At 29.0% G+C, this 17259-nt stretch carries 15 protein-coding genes and 1 tRNA gene; 11 read left to right on the forward strand and 5 right to left on the reverse strand.

What is annotated here, in order from left to right:
- Positions 1-5: 5 nt before the first annotated feature.
- Entirely contained in the window at positions 6-788 is a 783-nt protein-coding gene (locus MPF13_RS03025) for an amidohydrolase (protein WP_249980837.1), read from the reverse strand.
- Between the two features lie 70 nt (positions 789-858).
- Here MPF13_RS03025 and MPF13_RS03030 point away from each other — a divergent pair, with 70 nt between their 5' ends.
- Positions 859-3597, forward strand: a complete 2739-nt coding sequence (locus MPF13_RS03030; RefSeq protein WP_249980838.1) for a PD-(D/E)XK nuclease family protein — start codon at positions 859-861, stop codon at positions 3595-3597.
- 1 nt (position 3598) lies between these two features.
- Here the strand turns inward: MPF13_RS03030 and MPF13_RS03035 are convergent, their stop codons facing one another.
- A complete protein-coding gene (locus MPF13_RS03035) occupies positions 3599-4390 on the reverse strand; it encodes a universal stress protein (RefSeq protein WP_249980839.1) in 792 nt (263 codons plus the stop codon).
- Between the two features lie 174 nt (positions 4391-4564).
- On the opposite strand from MPF13_RS03035, the gene MPF13_RS03040 reads away from it, so the two are divergent.
- The 3 genes from MPF13_RS03040 to MPF13_RS03050 all read left to right on the forward strand — a co-directional run bounded on the left by MPF13_RS03040 (position 4565) and on the right by MPF13_RS03050 (position 7353).
- Positions 4565-5899 (forward strand): MATE family efflux transporter, encoded by a 1335-nt coding sequence (locus MPF13_RS03040; RefSeq protein WP_249980840.1) that lies wholly within the window; start codon positions 4565-4567, stop codon positions 5897-5899.
- Between the two features lie 124 nt (positions 5900-6023).
- Entirely contained in the window at positions 6024-6791 is a 768-nt protein-coding gene (locus MPF13_RS03045; protein WP_249980841.1) for an enoyl-CoA hydratase/isomerase family protein, read from the forward strand.
- 4 nt (positions 6792-6795) lie between these two features.
- The gene (locus tag MPF13_RS03050; RefSeq protein WP_249980842.1) at positions 6796-7353 is read left to right on the forward strand and encodes an MOSC domain-containing protein; all 558 of its coding nucleotides are present in this window, start codon (positions 6796-6798) and stop codon (positions 7351-7353) included.
- 667 nt (positions 7354-8020) lie between these two features.
- Here MPF13_RS03050 and MPF13_RS03055 read toward each other — a convergent pair.
- Positions 8021-9163 (reverse strand): DNA polymerase III subunit, encoded by a 1143-nt coding sequence (locus MPF13_RS03055; RefSeq protein ID WP_249980843.1) that lies wholly within the window; start codon positions 9161-9163, stop codon positions 8021-8023.
- A gap of 178 nt (positions 9164-9341) precedes the next feature.
- Here MPF13_RS03055 and MPF13_RS03060 point away from each other — a divergent pair, with 178 nt between their 5' ends.
- Both MPF13_RS03060 and MPF13_RS03065 read left to right on the forward strand, forming a co-directional pair.
- Positions 9342-10529 (forward strand): phosphoglycerate kinase, encoded by a 1188-nt coding sequence (locus MPF13_RS03060; protein WP_249980844.1) that lies wholly within the window; start codon positions 9342-9344, stop codon positions 10527-10529.
- A gap of 137 nt (positions 10530-10666) precedes the next feature.
- On the forward strand, positions 10667-11707 hold the full coding sequence (locus tag MPF13_RS03065) for an aldo/keto reductase (RefSeq protein WP_249980845.1): 1041 nt from the start codon (positions 10667-10669) through the stop codon (positions 11705-11707).
- Between the two features lie 77 nt (positions 11708-11784).
- Here the strand turns inward: MPF13_RS03065 and MPF13_RS03070 are convergent, their stop codons facing one another.
- Together MPF13_RS03070 and MPF13_RS03075 are read right to left on the reverse strand one after the other, a co-directional pair.
- Positions 11785-12090 (reverse strand): DUF6370 family protein, encoded by a 306-nt coding sequence (locus MPF13_RS03070; protein ID WP_249980846.1) that lies wholly within the window; start codon positions 12088-12090, stop codon positions 11785-11787.
- 15 nt (positions 12091-12105) lie between these two features.
- Positions 12106-13791 (reverse strand): glutamine--tRNA ligase/YqeY domain fusion protein, encoded by a 1686-nt coding sequence (locus MPF13_RS03075; protein WP_249980847.1) that lies wholly within the window; start codon positions 13789-13791, stop codon positions 12106-12108.
- Positions 13792-14032: 241 nt separating this feature from the next.
- Between MPF13_RS03075 and MPF13_RS03080 the strand changes: the two genes are divergently transcribed.
- The 5 genes from MPF13_RS03080 (at position 14033) to nrfA (ending at position 17192) form a co-directional block, all read left to right on the forward strand.
- Positions 14033-14416: a VOC family protein gene (locus tag MPF13_RS03080; RefSeq protein WP_249980848.1), complete on the forward strand. Its 384-nt coding sequence runs from the start codon at positions 14033-14035 to the stop codon at positions 14414-14416.
- Between the two features lie 19 nt (positions 14417-14435).
- Entirely contained in the window at positions 14436-14792 is a 357-nt protein-coding gene (gene folB / locus MPF13_RS03085; protein ID WP_249980849.1) for a dihydroneopterin aldolase, read from the forward strand.
- A 61-nt stretch (positions 14793-14853) separates the two neighbouring features.
- Positions 14854-14924: transfer RNA gene (locus tag MPF13_RS03090), tRNA-Cys, on the forward strand.
- A 163-nt stretch (positions 14925-15087) separates the two neighbouring features.
- Complete coding sequence (nrfH, locus tag MPF13_RS03095; RefSeq protein WP_249980850.1) at positions 15088-15681, forward strand: cytochrome c nitrite reductase small subunit; 594 nt, start codon at positions 15088-15090, stop codon at positions 15679-15681.
- Between the two features lie 11 nt (positions 15682-15692).
- A complete protein-coding gene (gene nrfA / locus MPF13_RS03100; RefSeq protein WP_249980851.1) occupies positions 15693-17192 on the forward strand; it encodes an ammonia-forming cytochrome c nitrite reductase in 1500 nt (499 codons plus the stop codon).
- The last annotated feature ends 67 nt before the right edge of the window (positions 17193-17259 follow it).

Genomic DNA, 17259 nt, shown 5'->3' on the forward strand with positions numbered 1-17259 from the left:
AGTCTTTATAAATCAATTTTAAAAGAATCTCTATCATTTAAAAAGCCTAATTTTTTACGAATTAAATCTTGTGCTGTTTTATTTAAAGTAGCACTTAAAATATTTGTTTCATTTTTTTCTAAACTAGATATCTCTTCACCCAAACAATCAATTATTAAAGAGTTTCCAGAATATTCATAATTATTAGCATCTTTTCCTGTTCTATTTACACCAATAACATAACTTATATTTTCTATTGCTCGTGCTTTTAAAAGAGTGTCCCAAGCTTTAATTCTTGTAACAGGCCAATTAGCCATAAAAATTAAAAGGTCGTAATTATCTGTATTTCTTGTCCAAACAGGAAAACGTAAATCATAACAAATTAAGGGTTTAATTTTCCATCCTTTAAAATTGACAATTACTTGTTTTTTGCCAGAAGTATACACTTTATCTTCTCCAGCCAATGTAAAAGAATGTCTTTTATTATAAGTTTCAATTTTACCAGAAGGATGCACAAAAACTAAACGATTACAATATGTATTATTCTCTTTAATAACCAAACTACCAACAAGCGCAATTTTATTAATGGTTGCCATTTTTTGCATCCATAAAACTGAGTTTCCATTCATTTGTTCAGCAATATTTTCAGGATTCATGGTAAAACCTGTTGTAAACATTTCTGGAAGTACAACTAAATCTGTATTTTTAGGTAAAGAACCAATTTGTTCTTCAAAATAAGCAAGATTTTTTTCTGGGTTTTCCCAAACTAAATCTGCCTGAATACCCACAACATTTAATTCATTTTGCATTAAAAAATAATTTAATGATTAAAGATGTATAAATGTAAGTTTTTGTAATTTAGAAAACCAAAAAAAAGCTATGCAATCTTTTATTTCTAATACTTTAGATGATATTTTAAAAACTACTAAATCTTTTCAAGATGTTGTTTTTGTATTGCCATCTCAAAGGTCAAAAGTATTTGTAAAACAAACCTTTAAAGATAAAATTGCAGTTGGGTTTTTACCAGAAATTATAAATGTTGAGCAATTTATAAATGAAGTTTCTGGTATAGAAAAAGCAGATGGAGTACAATTACTTTTTCATTTTTATACAATTTATAAAGGTTTAGAAAAAGCACCTGTAACCTTTGATGTCTTTTCTTCTTGGGCATTTACCGTAATTCAAGATTTTAATGAAATAGACCAACATTTAATAGATACAAAACAAATATTTGTTTATTTAAGAGACATTCAACGTTTAAAAAAATGGTCTGTTAAAGGAGAGTTTAAAGAAACCGAATTAATGAAAGATCATTATTCGTTTTTAGAAAAATTAAACGTTTACTATGATGCGTTTTATCAATTTTTATTAGAAAATAATATTGGTTATCAAGGGTTGATTTATAGAGAATCTTGCAAAAAAATAGATCCTTATTTAGAGAAGAATTCTAATAAAAAATTCTTTTTTATAGGTTTTAATGCCCTAAATACTGCAGAAGAGTTTCTGTTTCAAAAAGTTTTAGAAAATAAGAAATCAGAAATATATTGGGATTTAGACGAAGCTTTTTTTAAAGGAAACCATCAAGCAGGTAGGTTTATTAGAAGGTATAAGAAAGAATGGAAATATTATGAGAAAAACGAAATAAAGACTTTAAGTAATAGTTTTTCTGAACTTAAAAATATTGAAGTTATAGGGGCTTCTAAAAACACAACTCAAATAAAATATGCTGGAGAAATTTTAGAAAATATTACCGATTTTAAAAATACAGCTTTAGTTTTAGCAGATGAAACTTTGTTACCAATAACATTAAATTCACTGCCTAAAAACATAAATGCAATTAATATAACAATGGGATATCCCTTAAAAGATGTTCCTACAACTAGTTTGTTGTTTTCAATATTTCAGTTATTTATTTCTCAAGAAAAATTACAAAAAGCAGCAGAAAATGAATTTTATTATAAAGATGTAATTCGCTTTTTAAAACATCAATCTGTATATAAATTAATTCCAGAAATAGATGTCTTTTCAAATGATGTTGCTAAGCATAATCAAACATTTATTAATATAAAACATATAGATAAATTATTAGAAAACAGTAATTTAAAATTAAAAAAAATTTTTGTAGCAATCTTTAATTCGTTTGCTTCAATAGAAGAATTTATAGATAGAATTTTAAATTTAATTGATTACTTAAAAGAAGATGTAACAGAATTAGAAAAAGAATACCTATTCAGATTTTATACAACCTTTAACCAATTAAAAACATTACAAAACGAGTTTAAATATTTTCCAGATTTAAAAACATTAGCATTATTTTTTAGACAATTAATAGCTTCAGAAAGTTTATCTTTTCAAGGAGAACCTTTAAGAGGTTTACAGTTAATGGGAATGTTAGAAACACGTGTTTTAGATTTTGAAAATATAATTTTAGTATCTACAAACGAAGGTGTTTTACCAGCAAGTAGCCAGCAAAATTCTTTTATTCCTTTCGATGTAAAAGTAGATTTTAAATTGCCTACTTACAGAGAAAAAGATGCTATTTTTTCATATCACTTTTTTAGATTAATGCAAAGAGCAAAGAATGTTTTTATAATTTATAACACAGAACACGATGTTTTTGGTAGTGGAGAAAAAAGCAGATTTGTTACGCAGTTAGAAATGATGAGAACAGATGTAATTCAAAAAACGGTTGCTCCAAAAGTAATAACTCAAAAAATTGAATTAAAAGAAATTAAAAAAGACGAATCTGTATTAAATAAATTAAAAGAATTGGCTCAAAAAGGAATATCTCCTTCTGCTTTAACCAATTATTTGTACAATCCAATATCGTTTTATAAACAGAAAATTCTAAAACTAAAAGAATTTGAAGATGTAGAAGAAACAGTAGCTTACAATACTTTAGGTACTGTTGTGCATGAAACTTTAGACGAATTATATACACCTTTTGTAGGTAAGTTTTTGCAAGTAGAAAATATAGATTCTATGAAAACAGAATCTAAGAAACTTGTTAATAAACATTTTAAAAAAGAGTTTAAAAACGGAGATCTTTCTACAGGTAGAAATCGATTAATTTTTGAAGTTGCAAATCGTTTTGTTCTTAATTTTTTAGACCAAGAAAAAGAATTATTAAAAGACAAAAACAATCAATTAAAAATTTTAGCAACAGAAGAAAATTTAGCTACTCAAATAGAAATAGAAGGAGTTGACTTTCCAATAAAAATTCATGGACAAGTAGATAGAGTAGATGTATTAAATGGTGTTTTAAGAATTATAGATTACAAAACAGGCATGGTAAGTAGTGCTAACTTAAAAGTGCTAGATTTTGAAAAGTTAAGAGAAAAAGAACAATACAAAGCAATTCAGGTATTGTTATATGCTTATTTGTATACAAAAAGTAAAAAATACGATTTTAAGAAACCTTTAGAAGCAGGAATTTACTCGTTTAAAAACCTAAATAGTGGCTTTTTGTCTGTCAATTTTTCATCAAATTACAGAAAACCAGATTTAGAAATTACAGAAGAAAGATTAGAAGAATTTATACAGACAATTAAAACCTACATCAAAGAAATTTATACACTTGATGTAGATTTTATTGAACCCGCAGATTTAAAATATTAATCTATTCTCCCTTTAATATCAATAAAGGAATAGGAGCATGAAATTCTTTTTTAAGAATAATATTCTTTTCCCATAATTTTTTAAAGAAACCTCTTTTTCTTTTAAATACACATAACATATTAGGGTTGTGAGTTTTAAAATGTTCTAAAACTCCCTGAAAAGTAGTAGCATTTTCTGTAGTTAAAAAAGAAGTTTGTAAAGCAGTCAAACCTTCATTTATTTCACCATCTTTTTCAGAAAAATCAGGAGTTTTAACCAACAGAGAATTTACTTCTGGTTTAAATTTTTCAACAATAAGTTTTAAAGGATTTAAAGCTGTGTTTCTATTAATAATTCCAGATTTAAAAGCCATTAAAACACTTTTAATTGGTGTATAAACATAATTTTCTGGTACAGCTAATACAGCTATATCAGTTAATTTTACTAAACCACCAGCAGTACTTCCTAAAAACGTACTTTCTTTAAAAGAGTTACTTTTAGCACCAACAATTATTAAATCTATTCCTATTTCTTTATCAATAGCTTCAACGCTTTCAATAACATTTCCTTTAGATGAAATTAATTTTACATCCACATTTTTTCTATCAACGCTATTCACCATTGTACGTAAGTATAAATTTGTTTCACGCTCAATAATTGCATTCATATTAACCATACTTCCTGCTTTAGATTTTGCTTTATAAGCTCTAAAAACAGATACATCAGCATTTATTTCTGATGCAAAATCTATTGCATATTGTAAGGTAGTATGTGCTGTTTCTGTAGATCCAATTGGTACTAAAATATGTTTCATAACTATGTTTTTAAGATTACAAAGTTACATATTTTTTTTGGGCGTTACCACAAAGGGCAGGTTTTACGTTGTAAGTCTTCGTTCATTCTTCACTGTGGGCTTATAATTTATCTTGAGCGTAATCTAAAGGCTACAAACCTTAATCAAATCTAGTTATCTTTGCAAAATTTAGAAATGAAGACAAATATTACTTTAAAATCCATTAATAAATTAGCAATTCCAGCTTTAATTGCAGGTATTGCAGAACCTTTATTGTCTATTACAGATACTGCTATTATTGGTAATATTAATGAAAACGCTACAGAAAGTTTAGCGGCTGTTGGTATTGTTGGTGCTTTTATTTCTATGTTAATTTGGGTTTTTGGTCAAATTAGAAGTGCAATTTCTTCAATTATTTCTCAATATGTAGGTGCCAATAAATTAGAAGAAGTTAAAACATTACCTGCGCAAGCAATTGCTATTGTGGTTTTAGGCAGTTTTATTGTTTTGGCTATTTCATATCCGTTTGCAAAACAAATTTTTCAATTTTACAATGCATCAGGAACTGTATTAGAATATTGTATTACCTATTTTAAAATCAGAATTTTTGGTTTTCCATTTTCGCTTTTTGTTTTTGCTGTTTTTGGTACATTTAGAGGCTTGCAAAACACATTTTATCCAATGATTATTGCCATTATTGGAGCATTGTTAAATATAGTATTAGATCTTGCTTTTGTTTACGGAATAGAAGGTTTTATTCCTGCAATGAATATAGAAGGAGCAGCTTACGCAAGTGTAATTGCACAAATAACAATGGCAATTATTGCAGTAGTTTTATTGTTGAAAAAAACAGATATTACTCTTAAAATAAGTTATCCTTTTCATAAAGAAATTCCACGTTTGTTAGGTATGATTGCAAATCTTTTTGTGAGAACAATTGCCTTAAATACTGCTTTGTATTTTGCAACTTCTTATGCTACAGACTATGGTAAAGAATACATTGCTGCTTATACCATTGGTATAAATATTTGGTTGTTAGGTGCATTTATGATTGATGGATATTCAAGTGCAGGAAATATTTTGTCAGGTAATTTTTTAGGAGCAAAAGATTATAACTCTTTAGTAACATTAAGTAATAAATTGTTTAAATACGGATTAATTACAGGAATAATTATTGCAATTATTGGAGCAGTTTTTTACAATTTCATTGGTCAAATTTTCACTAAAGATGCAGCTGTTTTAGAACAATTTTATCATGTTTTTTGGATTGTTCTTTTAACACAACCTATAAGTGCTATCACTTTTATTTTTGATGGAATGTTTAAAGGAATGGGAGAAATGAAATATCTTAGAAATTTGCTAATTCTTTCAACCGGATTTGTCTTTATTCCAACTTTATTAGTTTTTGATTATTACGATTTAAAACTAACTGCCATTTGGATTGCTTTTACACTTTGGATTATTGCAAGAGGATTACCATTGGTAATTAAATTTAGAAGACAATTTTTGCCTCTTGTAGAAAATAAATAATTTTACTTGTCATTGCGAGTTTACAAAGCAATCTCATATTAGATTTCTCAATCTACTAAAAAGTCTCATTTCGAAATGACATTCAGAATAAAATCTACTATTTTTACAAAAAGAAGATTCATTTATGACAACCACAAGAAAAAACGGTAGTTTATATACCAATATTCAAAATAGTATTGCAACTGTAGAATTCGGACATCCAGCAAGCAACTCTTTTCCTGCAGAATTATTAGATAGATTAACTAAAGAATTAGAATCTTTAGGAAATAATAATTTGGTTTCTGTAATTATTTTAAAATCTGAAGGAGAAAGAGCTTTTTGTGCAGGTGCTTCTTTTGATGAATTGGTGGCTGTTTCTAATTTAGAAGAAGGAAAACAATTTTTTACTGGTTTTGCCAATGTTATTAATGCAATGCGTACTTGTGGAAAACTAATTATAGGACGTGTTCAAGGAAAATCTGTTGGTGGAGGTGTTGGTTTAGCAGCTGCTTGCGATTATGTTTTGGCTACAGAAAATGCTTCTATAAAATTATCAGAATTTACAATAGGAATTGGTCCTTTTGTAATAGAACCTGCAGTAACTCGTAAAATTGGAGTAGCAGGAACTGCAGAATTAACTTTAGATGCGACCTCTTGGAAAAATGCTTATTGGGCAAAAGAAAAAGGACTGTTTGCAAAAGTTTTTGAAACTAAAAAAGAGTTAGATGATGAAGTAGTTCTTTTAGCAGAAAAATTAGCTTCTTATGATCCTGAGGCTTTAGCTGAAATGAAAAAAGTTTTATGGAAAGGAACTGAAAATTGGAATAATTTATTAGCAGAAAGAGCTACAATTTCAGGAAAGTTAGTTTTGTCTGATTTTACTAAAAAGGCGTTGTCAAAATTTAAAAAATAGTTTTATGAAAATTGTTTCAATCAATATTGGTGAAAAAAAAGAAATAAATTGGAAAGGAAAAATAGTAACAACAGGTATTTTTAAATATAGTGTTGATGAACCAATTTTTTTAGATACAGAAGATGTAAAAGGTGATGCTATTTGTAATAGAGAAAATCATGGTGGTATTTTACAAGCAGTATATGGTTACTCTTTAAAACATTATGCATATTTTAAAGATTTATACTCAAACTTAGCTTTTGAAATGGGCATATTTGGAGAAAACCTAACCATTGATGATTTAGATGAAACCAAATTACACCAAGGAGATACATTTAAAGTAGGAGAAACTATTTTAGAAGTTACTGTACAAAGAAACCCTTGTATGAAATTAGGTGTTCGTTTTAATGATATGAAAATTGTTAAACAATTTTGGAATACTACTTTTTGTGGTGTGTATTTTAAGGTATTACAAACGGGTTTTGTAAAAGCAGGTGATGTTTTTGAGCAAATTAAAAGTTGTCCAGAAAACCCAACCATTGCAGAATTGTACGTTGCTAAGAGAATTGCAAAAGGGATGTAAATTTTTATGTATTTGTCATTTTGACTCAATCTGTCATTTCGACCTTGTGGAGAAATCTAAAGATAACAATAATTTAGATTTCTCAATTCCACTACGTTTCATTCGAAATGACAAAGACATTGTTATTTTGACCTTGTGGAGAAATCTTATTGTAGAATTTATGTTTTTCGACTACATTTTATTTCGCTCAAAATGGCATTCAGTTTGTCATTTCTATTTTATGATGAAAATTCATAATATAAAAAGTTAAGATTTCTCAATTCCACTATGTTTCATTCGAAATGACAGAGACATTGTCATTTCGACCTTGTGGAGAAATCTTATTGTAGAATTTTGGTTTTTGACTAAATTTTATTTCGCTCAAAATGAGATTTAGTTTATCATTTCTATTTTATGATGAAAAATTCATAATATAAAAAGTTAAGATTTCTCAATTCCACTACGTTTCATTCGAAATGACATTCAGTTTGTATTTTTTTCCATTTGGAGAAACCTCAAAAAATAATTAAGAGATATAGTTTGTCCTAAAATAAATATACTGGCAAACAAGTTTAGCCCAGATTGAAACGGCATCCTTTTTTCTGTCAGTTCGAGTGAATTTTGAAGAATGAAAAATTTGTATCGAGAACAGAAGAAAAAAGATATAGTGAAAAGCTGGAAATAGCTTCTAAACAGTTTCTTCTTTTTTATGTAAAAAACGAGTTAATTTCATAGATAAATCTAACAAAATAATTTTTGCATTTCCATTTCTTTCTATGTGATAGATAGCTTCATTGAGCTCTTTTTCTATTTCTAAAATGTTTCCTCCATGTACAAAAGGAGCAAATTTAGAGATGTCAAACCCAGTTTTGGTTTCCATAAAAACTAAGTTTTCAGACTTATAATTAAGCAACATGGCTTGTCTAAAAAATTGCAAACAATAATCTAAAAAACGCTTTTGAGTTTCGCGTCCGGTTTTTGCAATAGAATCAGACCATTCTATTAATTGTTGCACAACAGCAGCATTTCCTTTGGCTCTAAAAGCTGTTCTTATCCAAGCAATAAACCATTCTTCAAAAATTAAATCTGAAGAATCGTTGTGTAAAAAATGCAATGCTTTGTTAAAATTACCTTCTGCTTGATGTGCTAATTTTGCAGCTTCATTATCTGAAACCTGATGATTTACAATTAATGCATTAGAAATATCTTGCTCGCTTAAAGCTGGAAAATGTAATGCCTGACAACGAGATTTTATAGTATTTATAATTTGTTCTTCGTTTTCTGTAATTAAAATGAAAACTGTTTTTTCTGGCGGTTCTTCAATTAGTTTTAATAATTTGTTGGCAGCAGCAATATTCATTTTTTCTGCCATCCAAATAATCATTACTTTAAAACCACCTTCGTAACTTTTAAGTTTTAGTTTTTTTACTACTTCTTCTGCTTCATCAACCCCAATAATTCCTTGTTTGTTTTCTACACCAATATGTTGCAGCCAATTAAACAAACTTCCATAAGGTTGTGTTTCAATAAAAGTTCTCCAATCTTCTAAAAACAAACTACTAATAGGGTGTTTTTTTACGTTTTCGTTAGAAGTAACAGGAAAAGCAAAATGCAAATCTGGATGTTGAAGTTTATCACACTTTAAATTACAGATATCAACATTATCAGAAAAATTACACAATAAAAATTGAGCGTAAGCAATTGCCATTGGTAATGTGCCACTACCTTCTTTACCTACAAATAATTGTGCATGAGGTATTCTGCCATTTTCAGCAGATACTTTTAAATGTTTTTTAATATGTTCTTGACCTATAATTTGGTTGAAAAGCATAAGCAAATATAAAATTTGTTTATCATTAATTCATTAATTTTAGATAGCAATCTTTTTATTTGTGTATTACTTACAAGAGATACATTTATCTTCGAAAACGTTGTATTGATTTTTAAGTTTTCTCCCTTAAAAAGAGCAAATAAAAAGGTATTTTTGTACAAAATAGATTTAATAAAAGATGAAAACACTAAAAGATTTTAATTTCAAGAATAAGAAAGCGTTAATTCGTGTAGATTTTAATGTGCCTTTAAATGATAAATTAGAAGTAACAGATGCTACAAGAATTCAAGCTGCAAAATCTACAATTATAGATATTTTAGAAGATGGTGGTAGCTGTATTTTAATGTCTCATTTAGGGCGTCCAAAAGGATTTCAAGATGAGTTTTCTTTAGGAAACATTGTAGAAAAAGCTACAGAAATTTTAGGAGTTAAAGTTAAGTTTGTTGCTGATTGTATTGGAGATAAAGTAGAAGAAGCTGTTGCAAACTTAGAATCTGGAGAAGTTTTATTATTAGAAAACTTACGTTTTTATGATGAAGAGAAAAAAGGTGATGTTGCTTTTGCAGAAAAACTAGCAAAATTAGGAGATATTTATGTAAACGATGCATTTGGTACTGCTCACAGAGCACATGCTTCTACTACAATTGTAGCTCAATTTTTCTCTGAAAGTAAATGTTTTGGAAACTTATTAGCTAAAGAAATAGTTAGTATAGATAAAGTATTAAACAATTCTGAAAAACCAGTATTGGCAATTTTAGGTGGTGCAAAAGTATCATCAAAAATTACAGTTATTGAAAATATTTTAGACAAAGTAGATCACTTAATTATTGGTGGTGGAATGAGTTTTACGTTTGTAAAAGCACAAGGAGGAAAAATTGGAAATTCAATTTGTGAAGACGATAAAATGGAATTGGCTTTAGAAATTTTAAAGCAAGCAGAATCTAAAGGAGTACAAGTTCATATTCCTGTAGATGTTATTGCTGCAGATGATTTTAGTAACGATGCAAATACACAAGTTTGTGATATTAATAACATTCCAGAAGGATGGGAAGGTGTAGATGCAGGTCCAAAATCTCAAGAAATTTTTGATAAAGTTGTAAAAGAATCTAAAACTATTCTTTGGAATGGTCCTTTAGGTGTTTTTGAAATGGAATCTTTTGCAGGTGGAACTATTGCTTTAGGTCATTCTATTGATGCATCAACTCAAAATGGAGCCTTTTCTTTAGTTGGAGGTGGAGATTCTGTTGCTGCTGTTAAACAATTTGGTTTTGCAGATAAAGTTAGTTACGTTTCTACTGGAGGTGGAGCAATGTTAGAAAGTTTAGAGGGTAAAACATTACCAGGTATAGAAGCTATTTTAAAATAGTATTCTTATAAATTTTATTGATAAGCGTGTAATTTTTTAAAATTACACGCTTATTGTTTTTACAACTTTAAGTTTTATTTTCGTTGAAAGTTTTTATAACTTTTTTCGATTAATATAAGGCACATATAAATTATAATATGAAGTACACAACATTACCACATACAGATATTAAAGTTTCTAAAATTTGTTTAGGAACCATGACTTGGGGAAAACAAAACACCCAACAAGAGGGTTTTGAACAAATGGATTATGCACTAGAACAAGGTGTAAATTTCTTTGATACTGCAGAGTTGTATTCAGTACCTGCAACACCAGATACATATGGTTCTACAGAAAAAATTATAGGTAACTGGTTTCAAAAAACAGGAAATAGAGATAAAGTTGTACTTACTAGTAAAATTTGTGGACCAGGACCTTATACTGCTCATATTAGAGAAAATGGTTTTGCCAAAGAAGCAATTATTGAAGCTGTAGAAGGAAGTTTAAGTAGACTGAAAACAGATTATATAGATTTGTACCAATTGCATTGGCCAGAACGTGGAGTAAATACTTTTGGTTTAAGAGATTATCCTTATAAAACATCTAGAAAAGAAGCAGAAAATCATGTTGAAATTTTAGAAACTTTAGATGCTTTAATAAAACAAGGAAAAATAAGACAAGTTGGTTTGTCTAATGAAACTCCTTGGGGAACTTTACAATATTTACAAGCTTCTAAAGAGTTAAACTTACCAAGAATGATTACCATGCAAAACTCTTATTCTTTAGTACATAGAAGTTATGAGTATGGAATGTCTGAAGTTTCTATGAGAGAAAATATAGGTTTATTAGCGTATTCTCCTTTAGCACAAGGAGTGTTAACTGGTAAATATTTAAGAGGTCAAAAACCTGCTGATGCAAGAGGAATTTTATTTCCTAATTATATTTTAAGATACCAATCTGATTTGGTACAAGAAGCAGTTTTAAAGTATGAAGCAATTGCAAAAAATGCAGGAATTACTTTAACAGAATTGTCTTTGGCTTACATAAACCAATTACCATTTGTAACTGCAAACATTATTGGAGCAACAAAAATGAGTCAGTTAAAAGAAAATATAAACTCTATAAATGTTGAATTATCTGAAGAAGTTTTGGCAAAAGTAGAAGCAGTTCATAAATTGATTCCTAATCCAGCTCCTTAAATAGAAGAAAGTTTATTTATAAAAAAAAATCCGAAGTAATTTACTTCGGATTTTTTAGTTTTATATAAATTAAAATTTTAATCTAATAAGTTAATTTTAGTAGCAACAAACTTTTCATTTTCAATAATTCCAGCAATTTCTCCTTTTCTAATTTTGTTACAAAGACCTTTTTTAAGATCATGAGCGTCACCAAAATCGTCAATTCCAAAACCATCAACATAATACGCTTTATCGTTTACACGAACTGCTAAATTGCAACCACCACCTTCTAAATCAAACTGACATTGTCCACAAGAAATTTTGGCTACTTGTTTAATCTCTTGTTTCTTGTTTGAACAAGAAAACCCTATAAATAAGATTGCTAATAATAATATTTTCTTCATAATTTTAAAAACTAATTACTTCTTTGCCCAAGAATCTCGTAATCCAACTGTTTTGTTGAACACTAAATTTTCTTTTGTAGAATCATTATCAACATTAAAATATCCTAAACGTTGAAACTGAAAACGTTCTCCAATTTCTGCAGTTTGTAAACTAGGTTCTAAATAAGCTTCTATAATTTCTAAAGAATTCGGATTTACAAATTCCATATAATCTTTGTCTTTATGCGCATCTGGAGCTTCATCTAAAAACAATCTGTCATAAGCTCTTACTTCAGCTTTAACAGCATGTTTTACAGAAACCCAGTGTAAAGTACCTTTAACTTTACGTTTGCTTTCTTCTGTTCCACTACCAGATTTTGTTAGCGGATCATAAGTACATTGTATTTCTGTAATATTTCCATCAGCATCTTTAGTACAACTATTAGCAGTAATAAAGTAAGCATTTTTTAAACGTACTTCTTTACCAAGTTTTAGTCTAAAAAATTTCTTATTTGCTTCTTCCCTAAAATCTTCACGCTCAATATAAATTTCTCTAGAAAAAGGTACTTTTCTACTTCCAAAACCTTCTTCATAATCGTTATAATTAGCGTCTAATAATTCTTCTTCTCCTTCAGGATAATTGGTAATTACCACCTTTACAGGATCTAAAACAGCCATTACTCTTTTGGCAGTTTTATTTAAATCTTCTCTAATTTTAAATTCTAAAAGAGCAACATCAATTACATTTTCACGTTTAGAAACCCCAACAGTTTCTACAAAACTTCTAATTGCAGCAGGTGTGTAACCACGTCTTCTTAAACCAGAAATTGTTGGCATTCTTGGGTCATCCCATCCAGATACAATTCCATCTTCAACCAACTTTAACAACTTACGTTTACTCATTATGGTATAACTTAAGTTTAAACGAGAAAACTCACGTTGTTTTGGTGGATTTGGGTATTCATTTCTACTATAATCAAGAACATTGTCACGAAACCAATTGTATAATTTTCTGTGAGGTTTAAATTCTAAAGAACACAAAGAATGCGATATTTGCTCAATATAATCACTCTCACCATGTGTCCAATCATACATTGGGTAAATACACCAATCATCACCAGTTCTGTGGTGAGATTTGTACATAATTCTGTACATTAAAGGATCACGCATTAACATATTGTCATCTGCCATATCAATCTTTGCACGCAAAGTATGTTCCCCTTCTTTAAATTTTCCATCTTTCATTCCTTGAAATAATTCCAAGTTTTCTTCAACAGATCTATTTCTAAAAGGACTATTTGTTCCAACTTGTGTTGGTGTACCTTTTTGCTCACGCATTTCTTCAGATGTTTGGCTATCTACATAAGCTTTACCATCTTTTATCAATAAAACAGCCCAATCATACAACTGCTGAAAATAATCTGAAGAATAACATTCGTTTGCCCATTGGTAACCCAACCAAGAAATATCTTCCTTAATTGCATCTACATACTCTTGCTCTTCTTTAGCAGGATTTGTATCGTCAAAACGTAAGTTAACAGGTGCGTTATAATCCAATCCTAAACCAAAACTTATACCAATAGCTTTAGTGTGCCCAATGTGTAAATAACCATTAGGTTCTGGTGGAAAACGAAAACGCAAATTTTCTTTTGGCATTCCATTTGCCAAATCTTCTTCTATAATGTGCTCTATAAAATTGAGCGATTTATTTTCTTCAGACATAATTTACATGAAAAATTAAGCCGCAAAATTACGGAAAATAACTCGTTTTTTATCCTTTTTTTGGTGTTCCTTTATACTGAAAGCATTCAGTATTAAAGTCGTGCTTTCCACTATATCTTTTTTCATTCTTCAAAAAGGATGCCGTTTTAATCACTAACACAGCCACATTTATCTACTAAAGTTTTTAAGAACCATTTTTGTACTTATTTATTATCGTATTTTTACAAAAAATTAAACAATAATGGCAACTTTTGCATTAGACCATATTGCAATTTCTGTAACAGATGTAGATGCTTCAGTTGCATTTTATAAAAAGGTTTTAAAACTTAAAGAAATAGAAAACACTGCATCAAATTCTAAAACTAGATGGATGAGATTAGGAGATAACAAGCAATTACATTTAATTCCTCGTCCAGATTTTGAAGTTATTACAAATAAAGCTGTACACTTTGCACTTTCTACTAACGATTTAGATGCTTTTTTAAAGCATTTAACAGAATTAGAAATAGAATATTCAGATTGGAAAGGCACACCAAACAAAGATTATGTAAGAAAAGATGGTGTAAATCAGTTTTATTTTCAAGATCCAAATGGTTATTGGATTGAAATTAACAATGCAGTTTAATTAAATTTAAAAAATAAAAATGGGTGTAATTCAAGTAAATAATATTAGACTATTTACAAATCATGGGTGTTTAGATGAAGAAGCTAAAATTGGTTCTGAGTACAGAGTAGATGTAGAGGTAAAAGCAGATTTAAAAAAATCGGCAAAGTCAGATAAGTTAGCAGATACTGTAGATTACGTTCATTTAAATCATATTGTAAAAGAAGAAATGGCCATTCGTTCTGAGTTATTAGAAGAAGTAGCACAACGTATTTTAGATCGTTTTTTTAAAGAAATTCCAATGATAAAAAAAGCCAAAGTTGCTGTTGCAAAAATTAATCCACCAATAGGTGGAAATGTAGCAGAAGTAGTAATTATTCTTACAAAAAAGCGATAAAGTTAAAAAAGGCTTGCAGAAATTGTAAATTTACTTAAATTTGCAGTCCTTAATACAATAAGGTGTCGTGGCCGAGTGGCTAGGCAGTGGTCTGCAACACCATCTACAGCGGTTCGAATCCGCTCGACACCTCAAAAAGTCTCAATAATAAATTGAGACTTTTTTTTCTTTAAAAAATAAAATAGGATAAAAATATCTTTTTTTCTTATTTATGATATTTGTCATGTTTCAAACTATTTGATGAAACTATTTTTGTTATATCTTTATGAGAACCAATTGGTGTAACAATTATAATTTGAAAAAAATATTTAACATATTACCAGAAGAAGCTAAATGGAGAAAGACGGCTTTATTTTTTATTGCCGTAATTATTGGTTTAGGTTTATTTATGGCTAAAGAGTCTAAAGTAATCTCTTATTTGTCAGATGATCCTCAGGCATGTGTAAATTGTCATGTTATGACACCTGTTTATAATAGTTGGATGCATAGTTCTCACAGAGAATGGGCTAAATGTAATGATTGTCATGTGCCACATGATAATGTGTTTAACAAATACTATTTTAAAGCAAAGGATGGTTTATATCACGCATCCGTGTTTACAGCTAGAGCTGAACCAGATGTGATAGAAATGAAAGAAGCTTCTCAGAAAGTTGTTCAAGATAACTGTATTAGATGTCATGTGCAGCAAGTTACGCAAACTAAATATGATGGTTTTTTAGAGGGGCATAAAGAGAGTAGAACAACAAGAAAATGTTGGAGTTGTCATAAACAAGTTCCTCATGGTAATATTCATGGATTAATGACAATTAAATTTAATGTTGCTCCATTACCAACAGATCAAGAAGAAGTTGTAATTCCTTCTTGGTTAGCAGATAAAGTTAAAAAATAAATTTATTAAAGATGAAAAATAAAGTACTATTTGTTATAACAATTTTAGTGGTATTTTTACTAGGCTTATTAGCTTCAAGTATTGTAAATAGAAAAACTGAAGCAAAGTATAAGTATGTTCCTCAGGTTAATATTTCTGAAAATGAACCAAGAAATGAAGTTTGGGGAGAAAATTTTCCTTTAGAATATCAATCTTCATTACAAACATTAGATACTACTTTTTCTTCGTTTCAAGGAGGTTCTGCTATGCGTGATGTTTTAGAAGAAGATCCTAATTTAGTAATTCTATTTGCTGGTTATGGTTTTTCTAAAGATTATAATCAAGGTAGAGGTCATGCATATGCTATAGAAGATATTCAAAATTCTTTAAGAACTGGTGGACCAAAAGGTAAAGGTGATGGGCCAATGCCTGCAACTTGTTGGACATGTAAAAGTCCTGATGTTCCTAGATTAATGAACGAGCATGGTGTAACTGAATTTTATTCTGGAAAATGGGCTGATAAAGGATCTGAAGTTGTAAATAATATTGGTTGTGCAGATTGTCATAATCCTAAGACTATGAAATTACAAATTTCTAGACCTGCTCTTGTAGAAGCTTTTGATTCTATGGGTAAAGATATAAACAAAGCAACTCATAATGAAATGAGATCTTTAGTGTGTGCTCAATGTCATGTTGAATATTATTTTGATAAGAAATTGCCAGGTAAAGAAGGAGTTCCATATTTAAAATTCCCTTGGAAAAATGGAATGACAGTAGAAGCTATGGAAGAATATTATGATAATTTAGAGTTTAAAGATTGGACTCATAAAATTAGTAAAGCTCCAATGTTAAAAGCACAACACCCTGGTTATGAAACATTTTTAACAGGAGTTCATGCAGATAGAGGCGTTTCTTGTGCAGATTGTCATATGCCTTATAAGAGTGAGGGAGGTCAGAAATTTACAGATCATCACATTCAATCTCCTTTAAATAATACTTCTAATGCTTGTCAAGTTTGTCATAGAGAAGATTCTAAAAAGTTAATTGCTAACGTATATGAAAGACAAAATAAAGCGAAAGAAAATAGATTAAAATTAGAAGACTTATTAGTTAGAGCTCATTTAGAAGCAAAAAAATGTTGGGATTTAGGAGCAACAGATGCACAAATGAAAGATATTTTGTTAGATATTAGACATGCTCAATGGAGATGGGATTATTCTGCTGCTGCACATGGTGCTTCTTTTCACTCTCCTGTAGAAACTGCTAGAGTAATTGGAGGAGGTTTAGTAAAAGCACAAGATGCTCGTTTAAAATTAGCTAGATTATTGGCTACATTAGGACATAACAAACCTGTTATAATGCCAGATATTTCTACAAAAGAATTAGCACAGAAATACATTGGTTTAGATATTAAGAAGTTAGAGAAAGAAAAGGCAGAATTTAAGAAAAATTTATTGCCAAAATGGTTAGAAGACGCTAAAAAAAGAGAAGATAAAATGGAGGTTAAAACAACTTCATCTATAGAAAAATAATAAGTTAGAATTAAAAATAAAAGATACCTTTTTTTATAGAAAGGTATCTTTTTTATTAATACCAATT

This window comes from Polaribacter sp. Z022 (assembly GCF_023555495.1).
In the GTDB taxonomy this organism is placed as follows: Bacteria; Bacteroidota; Bacteroidia; order Flavobacteriales; family Flavobacteriaceae; genus Polaribacter.